The organism is Streptomyces sp. NPDC059255 (genome assembly GCF_042752355.1).
GTDB lineage: Bacteria > Actinomycetota > Actinomycetes > Streptomycetales > Streptomycetaceae > Streptomyces.
Genome location: NZ_JBHYZP010000025.1, coordinates 26,555 through 44,802, shown reverse-complemented (window position 1 = coordinate 44,802; position 18,248 = coordinate 26,555). Strand labels below are relative to the sequence as shown.

The window sequence follows — 18,248 nt, the reverse complement described above, 5'->3', positions numbered from 1 at the left end:
GCCTCCGTGCGAGCCCCGGCCCGCACGGAGGCCCGGCCTGCTCGCTGGCTCGCCGGTTCAGCCGTCAGCCGGCGCAGAGGCAGAACGGATGCCCGGCCGGGTCCGCGTAGACCCGGAAGGACCGATTCCGGTCCTCCGTGTCGAGCGGTACGGCGCCCAGCGCCAGCACCTCCCGCTCCGCCGCGTCCAGGTCGGGCACCGTCAGGTCGAGATGGAACTGCTGAGACCCCTCCGCAGCGGGCCACGCGGGCGGTACGAAGCCGGGCGCGGCCTGGAAGGCGAGCGGCGTACCGGGAAAGCCCGCCAGGTCGACCCACCGGTCGTCGCCCTCCTGCACCTCCTGGACCTCACCCCCCAGCACCTGGGCGTAGAAGCGGGCGAGCGCGACCGGGTCGGGGCAGTCCAGGACGACGGTGCCGAGCGTGGCGACGGCCATGGTGTTCGCTCCTCAAAGATGGATGGTTACTGCTAAGCGACCTCAAGAGGTAACCGTTACCTCATGGTCCCGTATCGGAGGTAACGTCGCAACCATGAATGACCGCCCGCCCGCCCCCGGCGGGCTCGCCCTGGTCGAGTCCCTGGTCAACTCCCTGGACATCGAGACGGGCGCCGACCGGCTCGGCACGGCGGAGGGCCGCGCCGCCTTCGGCCTCGCGGAGCACGAGGTCCCGGCGGCCCGCACGCTCCGCGAGGCCCTGCGCACCGCCTGCCTGGCGCACGCGGGCGTACACCCCCGGGGCCGCTCCACCGCGGCCCTGGACGGACTGCTCGCCGAGGCGCCGCTCCGGGTCGCCGTCGACCCCGCCGGCGGGGTCGCGCTCCGCCCCGCCGCCGCGCCCGACGCCCTGCTGTCCCGCGTCGCGGCGGCCATCGCGGAGGCGTCCGCCGACGGGACCTGGCACCGGCTCAAGGCGTGCGAGGCGGAGGACTGCCAGTGGGCGTTCTACGACCGCAGCCCGGCCGGCCGCGGCCGCTGGTGCTCCATGTCGGTCTGCGGAGCCCGCGCCAAGATGCGCGCGTACCGGGCCAGACTGACGGACGGCGGCGCGACGCCCCACTGAGCCCGCGTGATGCGCAGGGGCGGGCACGTCGGCCCGGCCCGTCAAGGCCACCGGCGCGGCCCGCCCGCTCAGGCGCGCGGGCGCCCCATCGCGCGGTACGTCCACCCCGCCGCGCGCCACCGCTCCGGGTCCAGCGCGTTGCGGCCGTCCAGGATCAGCCGGCGCGTCGCCGCCGCGCCCAGGACCGCCGGGTCCAGCTCGCGGAACTCGCGCCACTCCGTCAGATGCAGCACGACATCCGCGCCGCGCACCGCGTCGAGCGCGGACTCCGCGTACCCCAGCGTCGGGAAGAGCCGCTTGGCGTTGGCCATGCCCTTCGGGTCGTAGACCGTGACCTGACCGCCCTGGAGATGGATCTGGCCCGCGACATTGAGCGCGGGGGAGTCCCGTACGTCGTCGGAGTCCGGCTTGAACGTCGCGCCGAGCACGGCGACCCGCTTGCCCAGGAACGACGAGTCGCCGCCCACCGCCTCCCGCGCCAGCTCCACCATGTGGCCGCGCCGCCGCATGTTGATCGAGTCGACCTCGCGCAGGAACGTCAGCGCCTGGTCCGCGCCCAGCTCGCCCGCCCGCGCCATGAACGCCCGGATGTCCTTGGGCAGACAGCCGCCGCCGAAGCCGATGCCCGCGCGCAGGAACTTCTTCCCGATGCGGTCGTCGTACCCCAGCGCCTCCGCCAGCTTCACGACATCGCCGCCGGCCGCCTCGCAGACCTCGGCCATCGCGTTGATGAACGAGATCTTCGTCGCCAGGAAGGAGTTGGCGGAGGTCTTCACCAGCTCGGCGGTCGGGAAGTCGGTCACCACGAGGGGCGAGCCCTCGGCGATCGGCGTCGCGTACACCTCACGCAGCGTCCGCTCGGCCTCCGTAGCACCCGTACCGCCTTCCCCCCGCACGCCGATCACGATCCGGTCCGGGTGCAGTGTGTCCTGTACGGCGAAGCCCTCGCGCAGGAACTCCGGGTTCCAGGCCAGCGTCACCTCCCGCCCGGCCGGCGCCACCTCGGCGATCCGGGCCGCGAGCCGATCCGCGCTGCCGACGGGCACGGTGGACTTGCCGACGACCAGCGCGGGCCGGCTCAGATGCTTGGCCAGGCTCTCGACCGCGGCGTCGACGTAACTCATGTCGCACGCGTACTCGCCGTGCTTCTGGGGGGTGTTCACGCAGACGAAGTGCACATCGCCGAAGTCCGCGACCTCCGCCCAGTCCATGGTGAACCGCAGCCGCCCCGTCGATCCCTCGATCCCGGCTACATGCTTGCGCAGCAGCTCCTCGAGGCCGGGTTCGTACATCGGGACGCGGCCCGTGGAGAGCAGCTCGATCTTCTCCGGCGCCACGTCGAGCCCGAGGACCTCGAAGCCCAGCTCCGCCATGGCCGCGGCGTGGGTGGCGCCGAGATAGCCGGTGCCGATCACGGTGATCTTGAGGGCCATGTGGGTGCTCCAAGGAGAGACGGGCAGGTGCGGGCCCGAGCATAGCCGCGCGTCGGAGACGCCCCGCAGGGGCACTTCTCTTCCTCCGGGGGCTCTCCGGTCCGCCCCGGCCTCCCTCCGGAGGCTCTCCGGGGGACGCTGTCGGCAAACTCACCTATGCCTGCGCCGTCACCGCCGACTAAAATTGGGTTACTTAACGGTAGTTAGCATCATGGGGAGTGAGAGACAGTGGCCGGATCAGCTGATTTCGACCTGTACCGCCCGTCCGAAGAGCACGACATGCTCCGCGACACCGTGCGCGCGCTCTCCGAGGCCAAGATCGCGCCGTTCGCCGCGGCGGTGGACGAAGAGGCCCGCTTCCCGCAGGAGGCGCTGGACGCGCTGGTCGCGTCGGACCTGCACGCCGTCCACGTCCCCGAGGAGTACGGCGGCGCCGGTGCCGACGCGCTCGCCACCGTGATCGTCATCGAGGAGGTCGCCCGGGTCTGTGCCTCCTCCTCCCTCATCCCGGCCGTGAACAAGCTGGGCTCGCTGCCCGTGATACTCGCCGGGAGCGAGGAGTTGAAGAAGAAGTACCTGCGCCCGCTGGCCCAGGGCGACGCGATGTTCTCGTACTGCCTCTCCGAGCCGGACGCGGGCTCCGACGCGGGCGGCATGAAGACCAGGGCCGTACGGGACGGCGACCACTACGTCCTCAACGGGGTGAAGCGCTGGATCACCAACGCGGGCGTCTCCGACTACTACACGGTCATGGCCGTCACCGACCCGGACAAGCGGACGAAGGGCATCTCGGCGTTCGTCGTCGAGAAGGCCGACGAGGGCGTCTCGTTCGGCGCCCCGGAGAAGAAGCTCGGCATCAAGGGCTCACCGACGCGCGAGGTCTACCTCGACAACGTCCGCATCCCGGCCGACCGTCTGCTCGGCGCGGAGGGCACCGGCTTCGCCACCGCGATGCAGACCCTCGACCACACCCGCATCACCATCGCGGCCCAGGCCCTCGGCATCGCCCAGGGCGCGCTCGACTACGCCAAGGGCTATGTCCAGGAGCGCAAGCAGTTCGGCAAGCCGATCGGCGACTTCCAGGGCGTCCAGTTCATGCTCGCCGACATGGCCATGAAGCTGGAGGCCGCCCGTCAGCTCACCTACGCGGCGGCGGCCAGGTCGGAGCGGGTCACGGCGGGCTCCGCGAAGGAGGACCTGACCTTCTTCGGCGCGGCGGCCAAGTGCTACGCGTCGGACGCGGCCATGGAGATCACGACGGACGCGGTCCAACTCCTCGGCGGTTACGGCTACACGCGCGACTACCCCGTGGAGCGCATGATGCGCGACGCCAAGATCACGCAGATTTATGAGGGCACGAATCAGGTGCAGCGGATCGTCATGGCCCGCAACCTCCCGTAGGGCGGTCGCGAAAGCCCGCGGCCCCGGTGCCCGCGGCCCCCGGCGTCACACCGGGGACCGCGGGCCGGCGGCCGAGACCGCGGGCCCAGGAAGTCAGCGGATGGTGACGGGGATCTCACGGCCGCTCGACGCGTAGTGCGTCTTCACCGTGTCGACGTGGCGCATCTGCCAGGTGCCGTTCTGCGACACCGTGAACTGCTTGCTGAACGTGCCGTTCGTGAGCGTCGTGGCGGTGCCCAGCTCCTTCCAGGCCGCGCCGGGCGTGGCGGCCTTGAAGTAGACGCGGACCTTCCGGCCCGCGTACGCCTTCCAGGTGGTGCCGGACTTCTGCATCAGCGTGCCCTTGGCCGTCAGTCTCGTGCCCTTGCGGATGCCCTCGGGTGCGACGCTGTCCTTCCGGATCTCGGTGTACGCGCGGCCGAGGTGGTACACGCGGCTCTCCACGCCCGGGGCGGCCAGGTGACGCAGGCGCCAGTAGCTGCCGGTCCCCCCCTTCGTAGGAGCGGTCCGGCTGAACGTGGCTCCGTACACGGCCGTGAACTGGCCGACGCTCGACCAGTTCTGGCCGTCCGGGGAGTGGTCGATGGAGACCTGACCGGTCGTCCCGGCGGGGTACGAGCCCGATGTGACGCCCAGCTTGCCGCTGAAGGTGACCTTCCGGTACTTGTCCACAGCGGCCTCGACCGACGAGAAGGTGCTCGTGGCGGCCGTCGTGAGCTGGAAGTCGTACGGGGACGCCCCCGCGAACCACGGCTCCTGGCCGACACCGACGCGCGTCGTGCCGTTCTTCGTGGCGGGGAAGGCACCGGCGAAGGTGCCGTCCTCCTTGGTGCTGGTGACGGGCCGGCCGCCGACCAGGACGCCGACGCCGCCGGCCGGCTTCTCGGTGCCGTCGTCGGCCGTACGGGTCACCCTGCCGCGCGCGGGGACGTCGCTGCCCAACGGGGCCGTGACCGACCCGGCGGGGGTGTCCACCGTCAGTTTCAGCGGCTGCCGCTGGACCGACACCGGGAACGACGCGCTGTTCTCCTGGAACCAGACGTTGATCCGCTCGTCGGTCTCGTAACCGCTGAACTCGAAGGGAAGGGAGAAACGTCCCGCCTTGTCGACCGTCTTCAGCGGCTGCTGCCGCAGCATGTAGCGGGAGTAGATCGAGGCTCCCGTGAACGGCTTGACCTCGCGCGTGTTCGGGTCCTGCGCGACGAGGGTGCCGTTCACCGTGACCACGCGGTGGTCGTACGAAACGGTCCGACGGTCGGCGGTGGCGGTCAGCTTCGGGTCGAGGCCGTAGTTCAGCTCACCGTTGTCGCGGTCGACGAGTTCGCCCGCCGTGCCGGCCTTGACCACGAGGTCGATGGCGTACACACCCATCGAGGGCAGCTCGACCGGGTCGGTCCAGAACTGCTGCTCCAGGCAGTCGTACGCGGTGGGGCAGCTGTCGGCGTCGTTGAGGCCGAGCGTGGCGAGCACCGCGTCGCTGCCCTTCGCCCGGATCCGGACGGTGACGTCGGACGGCAGGGAGTTGCGCTCCCAGTGCTCGTAGAGCACATGGATCCGGCCGTCCTTCTCGGCGCTCCACGCGAACGACCGGAGGTCGGTCTCGGCCGCCTGCGCGCCGGGCGCGACCACCAGCGTGGACACGGAGAGCGCGACGGCCGTGCCGACCACGGCCAGGATCTTTCTCAAAGGTCCTCCATCGGACATGTGCGTGGATCTACGGCACATTCGACGCGTCGACCAGGAGGAAGGTTGTACGCGCGGACACACCTGCCCGAACGCGGACCTGCCCGAACGCCGGGCCCGGCACGCCGTAGCCCCCGCGCCGCCGCGCCGGGGCGGCGGGTGCACGGGGGCTACGGACGACGGCGTCGGTCGCCGGTGCAGGTCGTCGGTGTCAGTCGCTGGTGACGGTGACCTTCTCGTCGTTGTTGAGCTGGTTCACCAGCTCCTTGACCTTCGCCTTGTCCCAGACCAGGTTGCCGCCCACGCTGCCCGAGATCGGCATGTTCATGGAGGTGCCGTCGCCGCCCGTGATGCCCTTCATCGCGAAGAACATCTGGCCCAGCGACCAGAGCGACATGTCCTTGTCCACGATCAGGGTGTCCAGGCCCGCGCCCATCGTCGGGTAGAGCTTGAACGGGTTCAGGATCGTGCCCGGCGTGGCCGTCTGCGAGGCCAGGGCCGCCAGGAACTTCTGCTGGTTCTTCGTGCGGTCCAGGTCACTGGCGGCGAACGCGTACCGCGTCCGTACGAAGGCCAGCGACTGCTCGCCGTCCAGGGTCTGCTTGCCCGCCGGGAAGTCGGCGCCCGACTTCTTGTCCTTGAACGCCTTCGGGATGTCCAGCTCCACCCCGCCGATCGCGTCCACGATGTTGGCGAAGCCGGCGAAGCCGATCTCCACGTAGTGGTCGATGCGCAGCCCGGTGTTGAACTCGACGGTGCGGACCAGCAGCTCCGGGCCGTCCTCCGCGTACGCCGCGTTCAGCTTGGTCTGGCGGCCCGTGCTCGGGTACTGCTTGCCGGACTCCGAGCCCACGAACGACGGGATCGTCACGTTCGAGTCGCGCGGCAGCGAGACCAGCGTCGGACCGTTCGACCCGTCGTGCAGGATCATCATCGAGTCGGTCCGCTTGCCCTCGGCGGAACCGGTGTGGAGCTTCTTCTTGTCCTCGTCGGTCATGCCCTCGCGGCTGTCGGAACCCACGATCAGGTAGTTGGTGCCGTCGCCCTGTTCCGGCCGCTCGATGACCTTCGAGAGATCGACCTCGCGCCGGAGCTTGCCGTCGGCCCAGAAGTACGTACCGATGGACGTGCCCAGCAGCAGCACCACGAGGACCAGCGCGCCGATCTTGATACGGCGCCCCCAGTCGGGCGCGTACCGCGGCTGGGAGGGCCCGCCGCCCTGCGGAGGGATGTAGCCGCCCCGCCCGCCGTCGCCGCCACCGCCGCCCGCGGGGGAGCCGTAGACCTGGCCCGTGTTGTACCCGCTGTCGTAACCGGGATCCCGGCCCTGGCCGTACCCCTGCGCCTGTTGGGGTACGCCGCTGCGCCGCACATGCGGCATGACCTGCGGTCCCTCGGGCTGCGTGCCTCCACTGCCGCGCCCGTAACGGTCGCCACGGTCGCCGGTCCATCCATCAGTCATGCGGACAGTGTGCCGGGCCGGGCCGGGCCCCATACAGGGAGGTGGGAAATAGGGTCGGCCCCGTTGCGAATCTGATGCAATACGAACCGGACTGGGGCCGTCCCGGAGGTTTGACCGCGCCGATGCCGGAAAGGCCCTACGGGCAGGCCACCTGATCGCCGGTCGTCGCGTCGAACTCGCCCTTCGCCGCCTCCTCCGCACGGACCGGCCGCACCGTCGTGTAGTCCGTCCCCGTCATCACCTTCAGCGTCGCGCCCTGCTGCTTCACCGCCCGCAGCTCGCTGCCCGGCAGCGCCGCCGCCAGGGACTTCGCCGAGCGGTCCCAGCGCGGGTCGTACATCACCACCGTCCGCTGCACCTCGCTCCCGTCCGAGCCGAGCGGCGCGCCGGTGGTACGGAAGCCGGTGGCGTGCAGCGCGTCGTCGACCTGCTGGCCGAGGCCGTCGATCCGCGTCCCGTTGTAGACCTGTACGCGGATCTCCCGCGGGCTCACCGCGACGACCGTGGCCTTCCCGGCGGCCGGGGAGCCGGAACCCTGCCGGTGCGGCGGCGTCAGCGGTCGGTCCTCGCGCAGCGCCTGGAAGAGCCGCTTCGACTTCACCGGGTCCCACTTCACCGTGGCGCCGACGCCCTTGACCGGGACCGAGGCGCCGCCGCCGGCCAGCGGCACGGAGGTGAACTCCGACGAGGCGGGGGAGAAGCCGCGCATCGCCTCGTTGACGGCGAGCATCTGCTCGGCGCCGAACCCGGTGTCGGCCCGCACCGAGCCCAGGACCGTCGAGGTGACCTCTTTGAACCGCACCGGGTTCAGCAGCACCCCGCTGCTGGTCGCCCGGCTGATCAGGGCGGCGACGAAGCGCTGCTGGCGCTCCATCCTGCCGAGGTCGGCGGCGCTGTCGACATGGCGGGACCGTACGTACTGAAGGGCCTCGCCGCCGTTCATCCGGTGCGTGCCGGGCGCCAGATCGAGGCCGGTGTACGAGTCCTTCATCGGCCGGGTCGTACAGATCTCCACCCCGCCCACCGCGTCCACCGTCTTCATGAAGCTCGTGAAGTCGACCTCCAGGTAGTGGCTGATCTTCACCCCCGTCATGCGCTCGACGGTACGGACGGTCAGATTCGGCCCGCCCTCCGCGTACGCCGCGTTCAGCTTCACCGGGTGCGGGGCGTGCTGCTTCTCCGTGGTGGCGTCGGTGTGTTCGGGCAGCTCGGCGAAGCTGTCGCGGGGCAGGCTCACCACGCTCGCGCGCCGCCCGTCCGCCGAGAGGTGGACCAGCATGATCGTGTCGGTGCAGTGGCAGGGCTCGCCCCCGAGGCGGTACTTCTGCCGCTCCTCCTCGGTGATCTTGTCGCGGCCGTCGGTGCCGACGAGCAGCAGGTTCAGCCCGCGGCCCGCGCCCGGCCGGTTCTTCATGTCCTTGAACGGGTCGATCCGCCCGATCCCGGAGTCCAGACCGGTCATGACGGCGTGGCCGATCCCGCCCGCCCCCAGGACCAGGACGGAGAGGGCCGTCGCCATCCGCATTCCCCAGCGGGGCCGCCCGGCCCTGCCGTCCTTCCCCGGCCCGTTCCCGCCACGGCCCCGGACACCGGCGCGGGTGCCGGCGCGCGCCGTCGTGGTGTCCGGCCGGCGGCGTGCGTCCGGCCGGCGGGTGGTGCGGGGCGGCGTGGGCACGAGGGACACCTCCGCGGTGAACGTGAGCGGACCGTGAGCGCAATACCGGTGGCCCGTGAGCGGGCCGTGAGCACGGTAAGCCCATACGATCAGCGCCCCCGGTGCGCAACCGGGCGGCGCGCTTCGCTGTCCCCCGTTCGCGGTAACGTGGGCGGACCGACCACTGCCCCGCCGTCTCGAACGCGCCCCCGCCCGAAGGCCCCGAAGGACCCCATGCCTGCCCTGCCTCCCGCAGTCTCCGTGATCATGCCGGTGCTCAACGAGGAACGTCATCTGAGGAACTCCGTCCGGCACATCCTGGAGCAGGAGTACGAGGGGGAGATGGAGGTGGTCATCGCCCTGGGCCCGTCCACGGACCGTACGGACGAGATCGCCGCGGAGCTGGTACGGGAGACCGCGTCCCACCCGCGCGCCCGGGTGCAGACGGTGCCCAACCCGACGGGCCGCACCCCCGCCGCGCTCAACGCGGCGATCAAGGCGTCCAAGCACCCCGTCGTCGTACGGGTCGACGGCCACGGCATGCTCTCGCCGAACTACATCGCGACCGCCGTCCGGCTGCTGGAGGAGACCGGCGCACAGAACGTCGGCGGCATCATGCACGCCGAGGGCGAGAACGACTGGGAGCACGCGGTCGCCGCCGCCATGACGTCGAGGATCGGCGTCGGCAACGCGGCCTTCCACACCGGAGGCCAGGCGGGTCCCGCCGAAACCGTGTATCTGGGTGTCTTCCGGCGCGAGGCGCTGGAGCGGCAGGGCGGCTACAACGAGGAGTTCATCCGTGCCCAGGACTGGGAGCTGAACTTCCGGATCCGCGAGTCCGGCGGCGCGATCTGGTTCTCCCCGGAGCTGCGCGTCCAGTACCGCCCGCGCCCCTCGGTCCGCGCGCTCGCCAAGCAGTACAAGGACTACGGCCGCTGGCGCCATGTCGTCGCGCGCTACCACTCCGGCTCGATCAACCTCCGCTACCTCGCCCCGCCGGCGGCCGTCTGCGCCATCGCCGCGGGACTCGTCGTCGGTGCGGTGCTCACGCCCTGGGGCCTCGTCGTGCCGGGCGGCTATCTCGCCGCGATCGTGGCCGGCTCCGTACCGGCGGGCAAGGGTCTGCCGCTCAAGGCCCGGCTCCAGATCCCGGTGGCGCTGGCCACCATGCACATGTCGTGGGGGTACGGCTTCCTCACCAGCCCGAAGGCGCTGGCGAAGAAGGTCATCGCGAGCCGCCGCCCGGCCGCCCGGACGGTCGGGGCCGAGGCCGAGGCTTAGGGAGGTCCCCGGAGGACCCGGAGGACCCGGAGGACCCGGAGCCCGCGCAGGAACGCCGACGCGCCCCCGTACAGCTGTGTACGGGGGCGCGGTCGCGTGCGTATGTTCGTTCTCGTTCGGAAGGGGTGTACGGGCTCAGAAGCGGTACGGCGCATACACGTCCATGCACGCGTCCTTCTCCGAGCCGTTGATGGCGTCCGCCGTGTCCGGGACCCCGCCCGCGGCCGGCGCGCTCTCCTTCGGGAAGGACGAGCCGTCGCGCCAGTCGGCGCCCACGATCACCGTGACGCCCGAGACGTCCGTGGACCGCTTCACCGAACTCGTCGGGATCCCGAGGGCCTTGGCGACCGCCTGGGCGTTCCCCTCCAGGTCCGCGCTCGGATAGCCGACCGTGGTCGTCTCCTGGGGCGTGAGCTGCCCGTCCGCCGTCGCCAGGGTGTAGCCCTTGGCCGCGAGGGCGCCGGCGATCTCGGCGGCACGGCCCTTCACGGGCGTCTGCGCGCCGCCGGTGCCGTTGCGTACCATCACCCCGGTCTCGGCGGGTGTAGTCGTCGGCTCCTGGACGGCGTCCTCCGTGGCCTTCTTCCGCTTGGCCGCCGCGGCGGCGGCCGCCTTGTCCTCGGCCGAGTCGCCGTTGCTGTCGAAGGCCACGTCGTCCCGGACCATCGCCCACAGGTGCTCCGCGTCGGCGCCGCCGGCCACGAGATGATTCGCGTCCTGCGGGTCGACCGCGGTCGGCATCGTCGTCATGGTGAGCCGGTCGGTCGGCACGCTCTTGAGCTGCATGGCGAGATCGAACAGCTTCTTGACCGTACCGATCTCCTCCGACACCTCCAGCGACTTCGTGGCCGCCTCGGCCAGGCCGGTCAGCCGGGGCGTGTCGGTGAAGACGTTCTGCGACTTCAGCTCGCGGATCATCGCGTTCATGTACATGTGCTGGGCCTTGGCCCGGCCGAGGTCGCTCTCGAAGGCGTGCCGGGTACGCAGCCACTGGAGGGCCTGCTCGCCCTGGATCTGGTGCTTGCCCGCCGTGAGCTTGAGACCGGAGCCACCGGGCACCCCGGGCAGGGGCCGGTCCCAGACGTTGTCCTTGACGCAGACCTCGACGCCGCCGATCGCGTCGGCCATCTTCACCACACCGGAGAAGTCGATCGTCATCCAGTGGTCGATATAGACGCCGGTCAGCTTCTCCCAGGTGGAAAGGGTGCAGCCGGGGCCGCCGCGGGCGAGCGTCTCGTTGATGATCGTGTTCGTCGCGGGATAGACCTTGCCGGTCTCCGCGTCCTTGCACTCGGGGATGTCGACCCGGGTGTCCCGGGGGATGCTCACGACCGAGGCGTTCTTCCGGTCGGCGGAGACATGGACGAGCATCTGGACGTCCGCGAGGGGCGGGCTGCCCACGGAGCCCCTGCTGCCGCCGAGTTCGACGTTCTCCGGCTTGTTACGGCTGTCGGAGCCGATCAGCAGGATGTTCAGCGGCCGCTGGCCCGCCGAGTTGGCCGCGGGCTGGTCCAGGCCGCTGGAGCCGTTGCTCCGCTCGCCGCTGCGGATGTTGCCGTTGAGGTGGCGGTAGTACAGATAACCGGCGCCGGCCGTCCCGAGTATGAGGAGCGAGAGCACGGCGGCGGCCCAGCGGAGTATGCGGCGCACCCGGGGACGCCGGCCCTTGGCCCCATTGGCCCCCTTGGCACCCTTCGCGCCGCCGGAGCCGCCTGTGCCGCCCGCGCCGCCCGTACTGCTTGTGGCGCCCGCGCCGCCTTTGCCGCCCGTGCCGCTCGCGGTCTCCCCGCTGTCCGCCGTGCTCCCGGCCTTCCGCGCGGTCACCGTACGGTTCGCGGTCACCGTACGGTCCGTGCCCTCCGCGGTGGGACCGGTGTCCTCTCCGCCCTCTCCGCCCGCTCCGTCCTCCGCGCTACCGCCCACGCCGCCGGGCGCGCCGTCCTCGTACAGGCTGTCGTCCCAGCCCAGTTCCCCGGCGTGTGGGCCGCGTTCGCGCGCCTCTTCCCGCCGTACACCGCTCGTACCCACCGGATCCCCCTCAGGCCGGCCGTACGAGCCGGTGTTCACGTGTCACTTCGAGCAGACCTGCTTGTCCGCTTCGACCTTCTGCACACCTTCCGGCGTCTTCGCCGCTCCGGTGATGGGCACTCCCGCGCCCTTGAAATCCCCGCCGAGGGTCAGCGTCATCGCCTCAAGACCCACCGCGTCCTCCGTGCCGGGCTTGAGCGCCGAGGCGGGCAGCCCCATCATCTCCGCGAGGGCGCGCGCCTGGTCCGCCTGGTTCGGCGCGTACTCCAGGGTCGTCTTCGCCACGTTCGCCGGGGCGTTGCCCTTGTTGGTGGACTTCGGCACGCCCTCGCTGTTCTGGAGCCAGTTGAGCGTCTCCTGCGCCGAGCCCTGCGGACCGCCGCCGTTGAAGACGTCGACCCGTACATCGGCCGGATCGGCCTTGTCGCCCTTCAGCAGCTCTTCCTGCTTGCTCGCGGCGGCCTTCTGGTCCGCCTTCTCCTTCGCCTCCACCTCGGTCAGCGAGACATCGTTCTGCATCATCGAGAACAGCGGCTTCGCCTTGGCCTCGTTGACGACGACGGTGGCCTTGACGACCTCCGCCGGGTTGTCGAGGACCGGCAGCGTGGTGAAGGTGATGTTCTTGGCCGGGACCTTCGCCATCTCCTGGGCGAGATCGCTCAGCTTCTTGATGCTGCCGATGCCGGTGTCGACCGTCAGCGCCTGCGTGGCCGCCTCAGCCAGGCTGAACAGCTTGCTGGGGCTGGTCAGGGTGTCGCCGGACTTCATCGTCCGGATCATCGAGCTGAGGAACTGCTGCTGGGTCTGGATCCGGGTGAGGTCGCTCTCGTCGCCGAAGGCGTGGCGCGTGCGGACGAAGGCGAGCGCCTGTTCCCCGTCGATGACCGTCTTGCCCTTCTTCAGCTTGAGCTTGGACTTCGGGTCGTCGATGTCCTTGTCCACACAGACCTCGACTCCGCCTACGGCGGTGGACAGCGTCTTCACCGCGTTGAAGTCGGCCATCATGAAGTGGTCGACCTCGATGCCGGTCAGCTCCTTGACCGTGCGCATCGTGCAGCCCGGGTCGCGGTCGTCCTGGCCGAGGCTCGTGTTGAAGCGGACCTGCTGCGAGCCGGGGATCACCGTGGTGCCGGAGTCCGTCTTGGTCTCGCAGTCGGGGATGTCGGTGATCAGGTCGCGCGGGATGGAGACCACCGTCGCGTTGGAACGGTCCTTCGCGACGTGGAAGAGCAGTGTGGTGTCGGCGTGGCCGACGCTGCCCTTGTCCCCGTACCCCTCGTTGCCCGCGCCGGTCCGCTTGTCCGTGCCGATCACCAGGATGTTGACGGGCTGGTCCTTCTTGAAGCCGCCGCTGCCCGCGCCCTCGACATCGATCGTGGCGATGTTGCCGTTGAAGTGCTCGTACGCGGCGTACGCGGCGATGGAGCCGCCCACCAGGACGAAGCCCATCACCCCGCCGGTCCAGACCAGCGCCTTCTTCTTGCCGGTCTTCCTGGGCTTGCGCTTGCGCCGGCCCGGGGCCGCCGCGGACTCGGCGGCCGGTCCCTTGCCCGCGCGCCGGCTGCGCTGTCCGGGGACGTCGGCGCGCTGCGCCCCGCTCCCGTTCCCGCCCCCGGCCGGGGCGGCGTTACGGCTCCGGCCGCCCGACCGGGGGCCCGGGGGCGTGGCGGAGCCGTCCTGCGGGGCAGGCTTCTTTCTTCTGCCACCGGCGCCTGCGGTGCCTGCGGGGGCGGCCGGCGACTGCCCTTCGGAGTGGTCCAGTCGCAGCTCGTAGTTACCTGTCTGCGGGTTGAGGACCCACTGGTCGGCGGGGTCGATCTCGTCCGCCTGTCCACGGCTTTGCGCATCCACGGTTGCTTGAATCCTCCGTCGGTGCCACGCGAGGCGTCTTCCCCCGAAGACGCTCGGTTTTCGATCCAGCAGTGTGCGACCGTACGGCCGGACGCACCGGATCGCGTCACACTATCCGCCCAGTTCAACGTCGAGCGACGTCCGTGACAAATTCCTCACCCCTTACAAGCGGGCAATCTGCCCAATCTCCATGGAGTGTGCGCTTCTCTTTGCCAATTGCTTTACCCGCACATGCCCGCCTCGGCATTGGAACCCGTGAAAGTCGGCGCCGGTGTGCTGCTCGGAGCGGGTGCGCCGGACGAGGTCGCCGCGGCCGGGGAACTCTTGTCCGAGTGCGATTTCGAGTCCGATTCCGGTGCCGATTCCGAGGCCGACGGCGACGTCGACGGTGACGCCGCGTCGGATGCCGCGTCCGTCCCGGTGTCCGTCCCGGTGTCCGCGACGGTGTCCGCGTCGGTGTCGGCGCCGGAATCGGCGTCGGTGTCCGCCGGTGAGGTTTCCGTGTCGATCGTGACGGGTTCGTCGTCCCGCAGCCGCTCGAAGAGCTTCCTCGCGCTGGACTCGACGAGCTCGTCGCGGTTCGGGTCCAGGGCGTACGGCTGCCGGGGCACGGTCAGGAACTGCACCTTCTCCACCGGCACGCCCCGCATCGAACTGGCCAGGTCGTACAGGTCGGTCAGGCTGTTCAGCCCCGCGTCGGTGGTGATCGACCGCGTCACCGCGTCCAGCACCGGATAGAGCCGCGTCGGGTTGAGCAGCACCCCGTCGCTCTGCACCTTCTTGAACAGGGCGCCGAGGAAACGCTGTTGCCGGTCCATGCGCTGGGTGTCGCTGCCGTCGCCGATGCCGTGCCGCGCCCGTACGTAACCGAGCGCCTGCTCCCCGGTGAGCGTCTGGCGGCCCTCCGGGAGCTTGAGGCGTGCCTGCCGGTCGTCGACCGGATCCTTCAGACAGACCTCGACACCGTCGACCGCGTCCACCGTGTCCTCGAAGCCGCTGAAGTCGATCACGATGTGGTGGTCGACGCGGATGCCGGTGAGCTTCTCGATCGTACGGATGGTGCACGCGGCGCCACCGAACTGGAACGCCCAGTTGAACTGCGCGAACTGGGCACTGGTGCGGCTGCCGTCCGCGGAACGGCAGCTCGGTATCTCCACCATCAGGTCGCGCGGTATCGACATCGCCGTCGCGCTCTTCCGGTCGGCGGCGAGGTGCAGCAGGATCGTGGTGTCGGAGCGCTGCGAACCGCCGTCGTCCTGCCCGTACTTGCCGTTGCCCGCGCCCGCGCGGCTGTCGGAGCCGATGAGCAGGATGTTCTGCGCGTCCAGGGCGACCGGGGTGGGGCGTTCCCGCTCGTACGTGTGGAGTTCGGCGGCGGCTGTGGTGTCGGTGGTGATGTTCCGGTCGAGCGTGCGGTAGGCCCACCAGCCGGCGCCGGAGGCCCCGAGCAGGACGACGGAGGTCGCGGCCGCGGCCCAGCGCAGCCAGCGCCGCTTGCGACGGGGCGGTACGGCGGCCTCGGCATCGTTGTCGGCCCGTTCGGCGCTCGCGGTCCGCTCGGTGTTCCCGGCCCGTTCCGTGCTTCCGGCCTGCTCGGCGCTCGCGTTGGTTCCGGTTCTGCCGGCGCTGTCTTCGTCGTCAGCGCTGTCGTCACGGAGTGCGGTGCCCGCCTCGGCTTCTTCGGGGTCCTCCGGCGTGGTGGAATCCGTGGACTTCTTCTCCGGCTCGGGCGGCGTGCCAGCACTTTCGGTCACGTCTTCGTCCATCCTTCAAGGCATCGGCGGCGCACACGGGCCGCCGGTCGCTGTCGTAGACGGGCGAGCACCGCGCTTGGTTGTGCTGCGCGTCGCAGGTTTCGCCGATCATGTGCTGCGGTTTGGTCACGGCGCTACGAGCGGTGGCTCATGAAGGAGAACGGGACGGGCCGGGCCCAGGTCATACGGCGCTGTCGGTCACCCGCTCACTGGTCACGCGCTCCGCGAGCGCCGCCGCCGGCAACTGGTCGAGATGGCGGCAGAGTACGACGGAACCGCCCGCCGCGAGGGGGGCGAACAGCCCCGCCGAGAGCCCCTCCCAGCTCTCGTACCCGAGCCCCGACAGCAGTCGCGAACCGGGCCCGAGCCCCCGCTCCGCCGCGTCCCCGCGCGCCCGCGCGAGCAGCGCGGCCGAGGTCAGCTCCGTACCGCCGACCCGGAGCGCGGGCGCGTCCGGATCCACCGGGGCGTACGGCGCGAAACGGTCGCCCTGGCCCGGCACCTCCACGGCGTAGTCGAGGAAGCCCTCCGGCGGCTGCGGGAACCGGCCGCCGAGCGGGCGCAGCGCGAGCGCCACCCGCTCGCCGGTGCACGCGCGCGCCGCGGCGAGCGACTCGGGGCCGGGCCCGCTGACGACGAGGTCGGCCGCGGCCGGGTCGCCGCCGATCTCTGCCGTCACGCCCACCGAGGAGCAGGCGAGCAGCCAGACCGCGCTCTGCCAGTGCGCGGGCAGCAGCAGCGCCACCCGGTCGCCCGGCTCCGCGGACAGCTCGCCCTGGAGGAGATTGGCGGTCTTGGACACCCAATTGGCGAAGGTGGCCACGGACAATTCGACGCGTTCACCGGTGGCGTCGTCGTAGAAGGTGATCAAGGGGCGGGCCGGGTCCGCGGTGAGAGCGGATCGCAGCAGGTCGGCGGGGGTGCGGTCGCTGGCGTTCATCGGAGAAAGGGTACGCGGACGGCCTACGCGACCGCCCCGTACCGGTGACGGGGTACACCGGTCGGCCGACGGGCCGTCAGTTTTCCCGCCGAGCGGGCCGCGTGGCGCGCGCCGAGGATCGGCCCATGCGTGCCTACCTTGCAACCTCGATCGGCGTGGTGTGCACCGCCGTACTCGTTCTCCCGCTTTCGCAGCCGGCCGGGGCGCTCGCCGCGTCCCCGGCCGCCCCGCCGGCCAGTCACCAGGCCGGCCCCCGGACCGGCCCCGGGGCCGCCCACCCCGCCGTGACTCCCGCGGGGGCCGTGCCGGGCTCCACCGAGTCCGTACCCCTGCGGCCGCTCGGCTCCCCGCGGTCGCCCGGCTCCGCCGCGGAGCAGGGTGTGGCCTCCCGGGAGGTACGGCCGTTCTCGCTGCTCGGCGTCGTCTGGGACGACGCCGACGACGAACTGCGCGGCACCGTCCAGGTCCGTACCCGCTCGGTCGCCACCCACGTCTGGTCCGACTGGCAGGACGTCGAGACGCACAACCAGGAGCACGGCGCCGACCCCGGGACGCAGGAGCGCGACTCGGGGACGGTGCGCGGCTCGACCGCGCCGCTGTGGGTCGGCGGTTCGGACGGAGTGGAGCTGCGGGTACGGGCCACCGCGGAGCCGGACGGGACGGGACCGGCCCGTCCGCTGCTGCCGCGGGGGCTGCGGCTGGAGCTGATCGACCCGGGCGACGAGCCGGGAACACAGCCGGGCGACGAGCCGGGAACGCAGCCGGGCGACGAGCCGGGAACGCAGCCGGGAACGCAGCCAGGGACGCAGTCGCCAACGCAGGGGTCCGGAACGGCGGTCGGCACCCCCGTCGGAACTCCCGTCACCATGGAGACGGGAACGGGAACGTCCCCCGCGAACGGCACCATGACCGGCGCGACGACGGGCCTCGCCCCCGCCATGTCCGCCGAGGACATGGCCAGTTCGTCCGCCAACGAGGGGCTCGCGGCGCTGGGCGCCGCCGAGATCCCCGCCCTCACCAAGGCGGAGGCCGAGGCAGAGGTGTCCGACGCCACCACGCGGGCGTTCGCCGCGCCGCGCCCGCGCATCGTCACCCGCAAGGGGTGGGGCGCGAACGAGTCTCTGCGCGAGAGGAAGTTCGGCTACACCGGTACGGTGAAGGCCGCGTTCGTGCACCACAGCGGGACCGGCAACAACTACACCTGCCGGCAGGCGCCCTCCGTTCTGCGCGGTATCTACCGGTACCACGTCAAGAGCAGCGGCTGGCGGGACTTCGGCTACAACTTCGCCGTCGACAAGTGCGGAACCATCTACGAAGGGCGGGCCGGGGGCGTGGCCAGGCCGGTGCTGGGCGCGCACACGCTCGGGTTCAACACGAACACGACGGGCATTGCCGTCCTCGGCTCGTACAACCGCACGAACCCGCCGTCGGCGGCGACCACCGCCGTCGCCAGGCTCACCGCGTGGAAGCTCGGTCTGCACGGGGTGAACCCGCGTGCCAAGGTGACCCTCACGTCCGGGGGCAGCGGGAAGTACGGGAAGGGCGCCCGGGTCCGCCTGCACACCATTTCCGGTCACCGGGACGGATTCAGCACCGACTGCCCGGGAAGCCGCCTGTACGGGAAGCTCGGCTCCGTACGCACGAAGGCGGCCGGGTACCAGGGCCGCTGACGCCGGATCAGTGCCGCTGACGCCGGACCA

At 71.2% G+C, this 18,248-nt stretch carries 13 protein-coding genes; 4 read left to right on the top strand and 9 right to left on the bottom strand.

The genetic code is table 11. From position 1 onward, the window contains the following. Positions 1 to 64: 64 nt before the first annotated feature. Positions 65 to 436, bottom strand: a complete 372-nt coding sequence (locus ACFXKG_RS26005; protein ID WP_384843690.1) for a VOC family protein — start codon at positions 434 to 436, stop codon at positions 65 to 67. Between the two features lie 94 nt (positions 437 to 530). Here ACFXKG_RS26005 and ACFXKG_RS26000 point away from each other — a divergent pair, with 94 nt between their 5' ends. Continuing rightward, on the top strand, positions 531 to 1,061 hold the full coding sequence (locus ACFXKG_RS26000) for a CGNR zinc finger domain-containing protein (RefSeq protein WP_384843687.1): 531 nt from the start codon (positions 531 to 533) through the stop codon (positions 1,059 to 1,061). Between the two features lie 68 nt (positions 1,062 to 1,129). Here the strand turns inward: ACFXKG_RS26000 and ACFXKG_RS25995 are convergent, their stop codons facing one another. Next, the gene (locus ACFXKG_RS25995; protein WP_384843684.1) at positions 1,130 to 2,494 is read right to left on the bottom strand and encodes a UDP-glucose dehydrogenase family protein; all 1,365 of its coding nucleotides are present in this window, start codon (positions 2,492 to 2,494) and stop codon (positions 1,130 to 1,132) included. A 228-nt stretch (positions 2,495 to 2,722) separates the two neighbouring features. On the opposite strand from ACFXKG_RS25995, the gene ACFXKG_RS25990 reads away from it, so the two are divergent. Continuing rightward, positions 2,723 to 3,895 carry an acyl-CoA dehydrogenase gene (locus ACFXKG_RS25990; protein ID WP_384843681.1) on the top strand — a complete coding sequence of 391 codons (1,173 nt, stop codon included), beginning with the start codon at positions 2,723 to 2,725 and terminating at the stop codon, positions 3,893 to 3,895. 93 nt (positions 3,896 to 3,988) lie between these two features. On the opposite strand, the gene ACFXKG_RS25985 is transcribed toward ACFXKG_RS25990, so the two are convergent. The 3 genes from ACFXKG_RS25985 to ACFXKG_RS25975 form a co-directional block, all read right to left on the bottom strand. Further along, positions 3,989 to 5,581, bottom strand: a complete 1,593-nt coding sequence (locus tag ACFXKG_RS25985) for a hypothetical protein (RefSeq protein ID WP_384843678.1) — start codon at positions 5,579 to 5,581, stop codon at positions 3,989 to 3,991. Positions 5,582 to 5,789: 208 nt separating this feature from the next. Continuing rightward, entirely contained in the window at positions 5,790 to 7,040 is a 1,251-nt protein-coding gene (locus ACFXKG_RS25980) for an LCP family protein (RefSeq protein ID WP_384843675.1), read from the bottom strand. Positions 7,041 to 7,176: 136 nt separating this feature from the next. Further along, positions 7,177 to 8,565, bottom strand: a complete 1,389-nt coding sequence (locus ACFXKG_RS25975; RefSeq protein WP_384843914.1) for an LCP family protein — start codon at positions 8,563 to 8,565, stop codon at positions 7,177 to 7,179. A gap of 363 nt (positions 8,566 to 8,928) precedes the next feature. Between ACFXKG_RS25975 and ACFXKG_RS25970 the strand changes: the two genes are divergently transcribed. Beyond that, positions 8,929 to 9,975 (top strand): glycosyltransferase family 2 protein, encoded by a 1,047-nt coding sequence (locus ACFXKG_RS25970; protein WP_384843672.1) that lies wholly within the window; start codon positions 8,929 to 8,931, stop codon positions 9,973 to 9,975. 135 nt (positions 9,976 to 10,110) lie between these two features. Here the strand turns inward: ACFXKG_RS25970 and ACFXKG_RS25965 are convergent, their stop codons facing one another. The 4 genes from ACFXKG_RS25965 to ACFXKG_RS25950 all read right to left on the bottom strand — a co-directional run bounded on the left by ACFXKG_RS25965 (position 10,111) and on the right by ACFXKG_RS25950 (position 16,548). After that, positions 10,111 to 12,003 (bottom strand): LCP family protein, encoded by a 1,893-nt coding sequence (locus tag ACFXKG_RS25965; RefSeq protein WP_384843669.1) that lies wholly within the window; start codon positions 12,001 to 12,003, stop codon positions 10,111 to 10,113. Positions 12,004 to 12,045: 42 nt separating this feature from the next. Beyond that, positions 12,046 to 13,854 (bottom strand): LCP family protein, encoded by a 1,809-nt coding sequence (locus ACFXKG_RS25960; RefSeq protein WP_384843666.1) that lies wholly within the window; start codon positions 13,852 to 13,854, stop codon positions 12,046 to 12,048. A gap of 221 nt (positions 13,855 to 14,075) precedes the next feature. After that, positions 14,076 to 15,620, bottom strand: coding sequence for an LCP family protein (locus ACFXKG_RS25955; protein ID WP_384843663.1), 1,545 nt, complete (start codon positions 15,618 to 15,620; stop codon positions 14,076 to 14,078). A gap of 169 nt (positions 15,621 to 15,789) precedes the next feature. Beyond that, positions 15,790 to 16,548, bottom strand: coding sequence for a TIGR03089 family protein (locus ACFXKG_RS25950; RefSeq protein WP_384843660.1), 759 nt, complete (start codon positions 16,546 to 16,548; stop codon positions 15,790 to 15,792). 125 nt (positions 16,549 to 16,673) lie between these two features. On the opposite strand from ACFXKG_RS25950, the gene ACFXKG_RS25945 reads away from it, so the two are divergent. Beyond that, a complete protein-coding gene (locus ACFXKG_RS25945) occupies positions 16,674 to 18,218 on the top strand; it encodes an N-acetylmuramoyl-L-alanine amidase (RefSeq protein ID WP_384843657.1) in 1,545 nt (514 codons plus the stop codon). The last annotated feature ends 30 nt before the right edge of the window (positions 18,219 to 18,248 follow it).

Excerpts from the sequence above, each read along its gene's own strand:
- ACFXKG_RS25950 (WP_384843660.1), bottom strand. The coding sequence starts at position 16,548 with ATGAACGCCAGCGACCGCACCCCCGCCGACCTGCTGCGATCCGCTCTC.
- ACFXKG_RS25975 (WP_384843914.1), bottom strand. The coding sequence starts at position 8,565 with ATGCGGATGGCGACGGCCCTCTCCGTCCTGGTCCTGGGGGCGGGCGGG.
- ACFXKG_RS25970 (WP_384843672.1), top strand. The coding sequence starts at position 8,929 with ATGCCTGCCCTGCCTCCCGCAGTCTCCGTGATCATGCCGGTGCTCAAC.
- ACFXKG_RS25980 (WP_384843675.1), bottom strand. The coding sequence starts at position 7,040 with ATGACTGATGGATGGACCGGCGACCGTGGCGACCGTTACGGGCGCGGC.
- ACFXKG_RS26005 (WP_384843690.1), bottom strand. The coding sequence starts at position 436 with ATGGCCGTCGCCACGCTCGGCACCGTCGTCCTGGACTGCCCCGACCCG.
- ACFXKG_RS25945 (WP_384843657.1), top strand. The coding sequence starts at position 16,674 with ATGCGTGCCTACCTTGCAACCTCGATCGGCGTGGTGTGCACCGCCGTA.
- ACFXKG_RS25955 (WP_384843663.1), bottom strand. The coding sequence starts at position 15,620 with ATGGACGAAGACGTGACCGAAAGTGCTGGCACGCCGCCCGAGCCGGAG.
- ACFXKG_RS25995 (WP_384843684.1), bottom strand. The coding sequence starts at position 2,494 with ATGGCCCTCAAGATCACCGTGATCGGCACCGGCTATCTCGGCGCCACC.
- ACFXKG_RS26000 (WP_384843687.1), top strand. The coding sequence starts at position 531 with ATGAATGACCGCCCGCCCGCCCCCGGCGGGCTCGCCCTGGTCGAGTCC.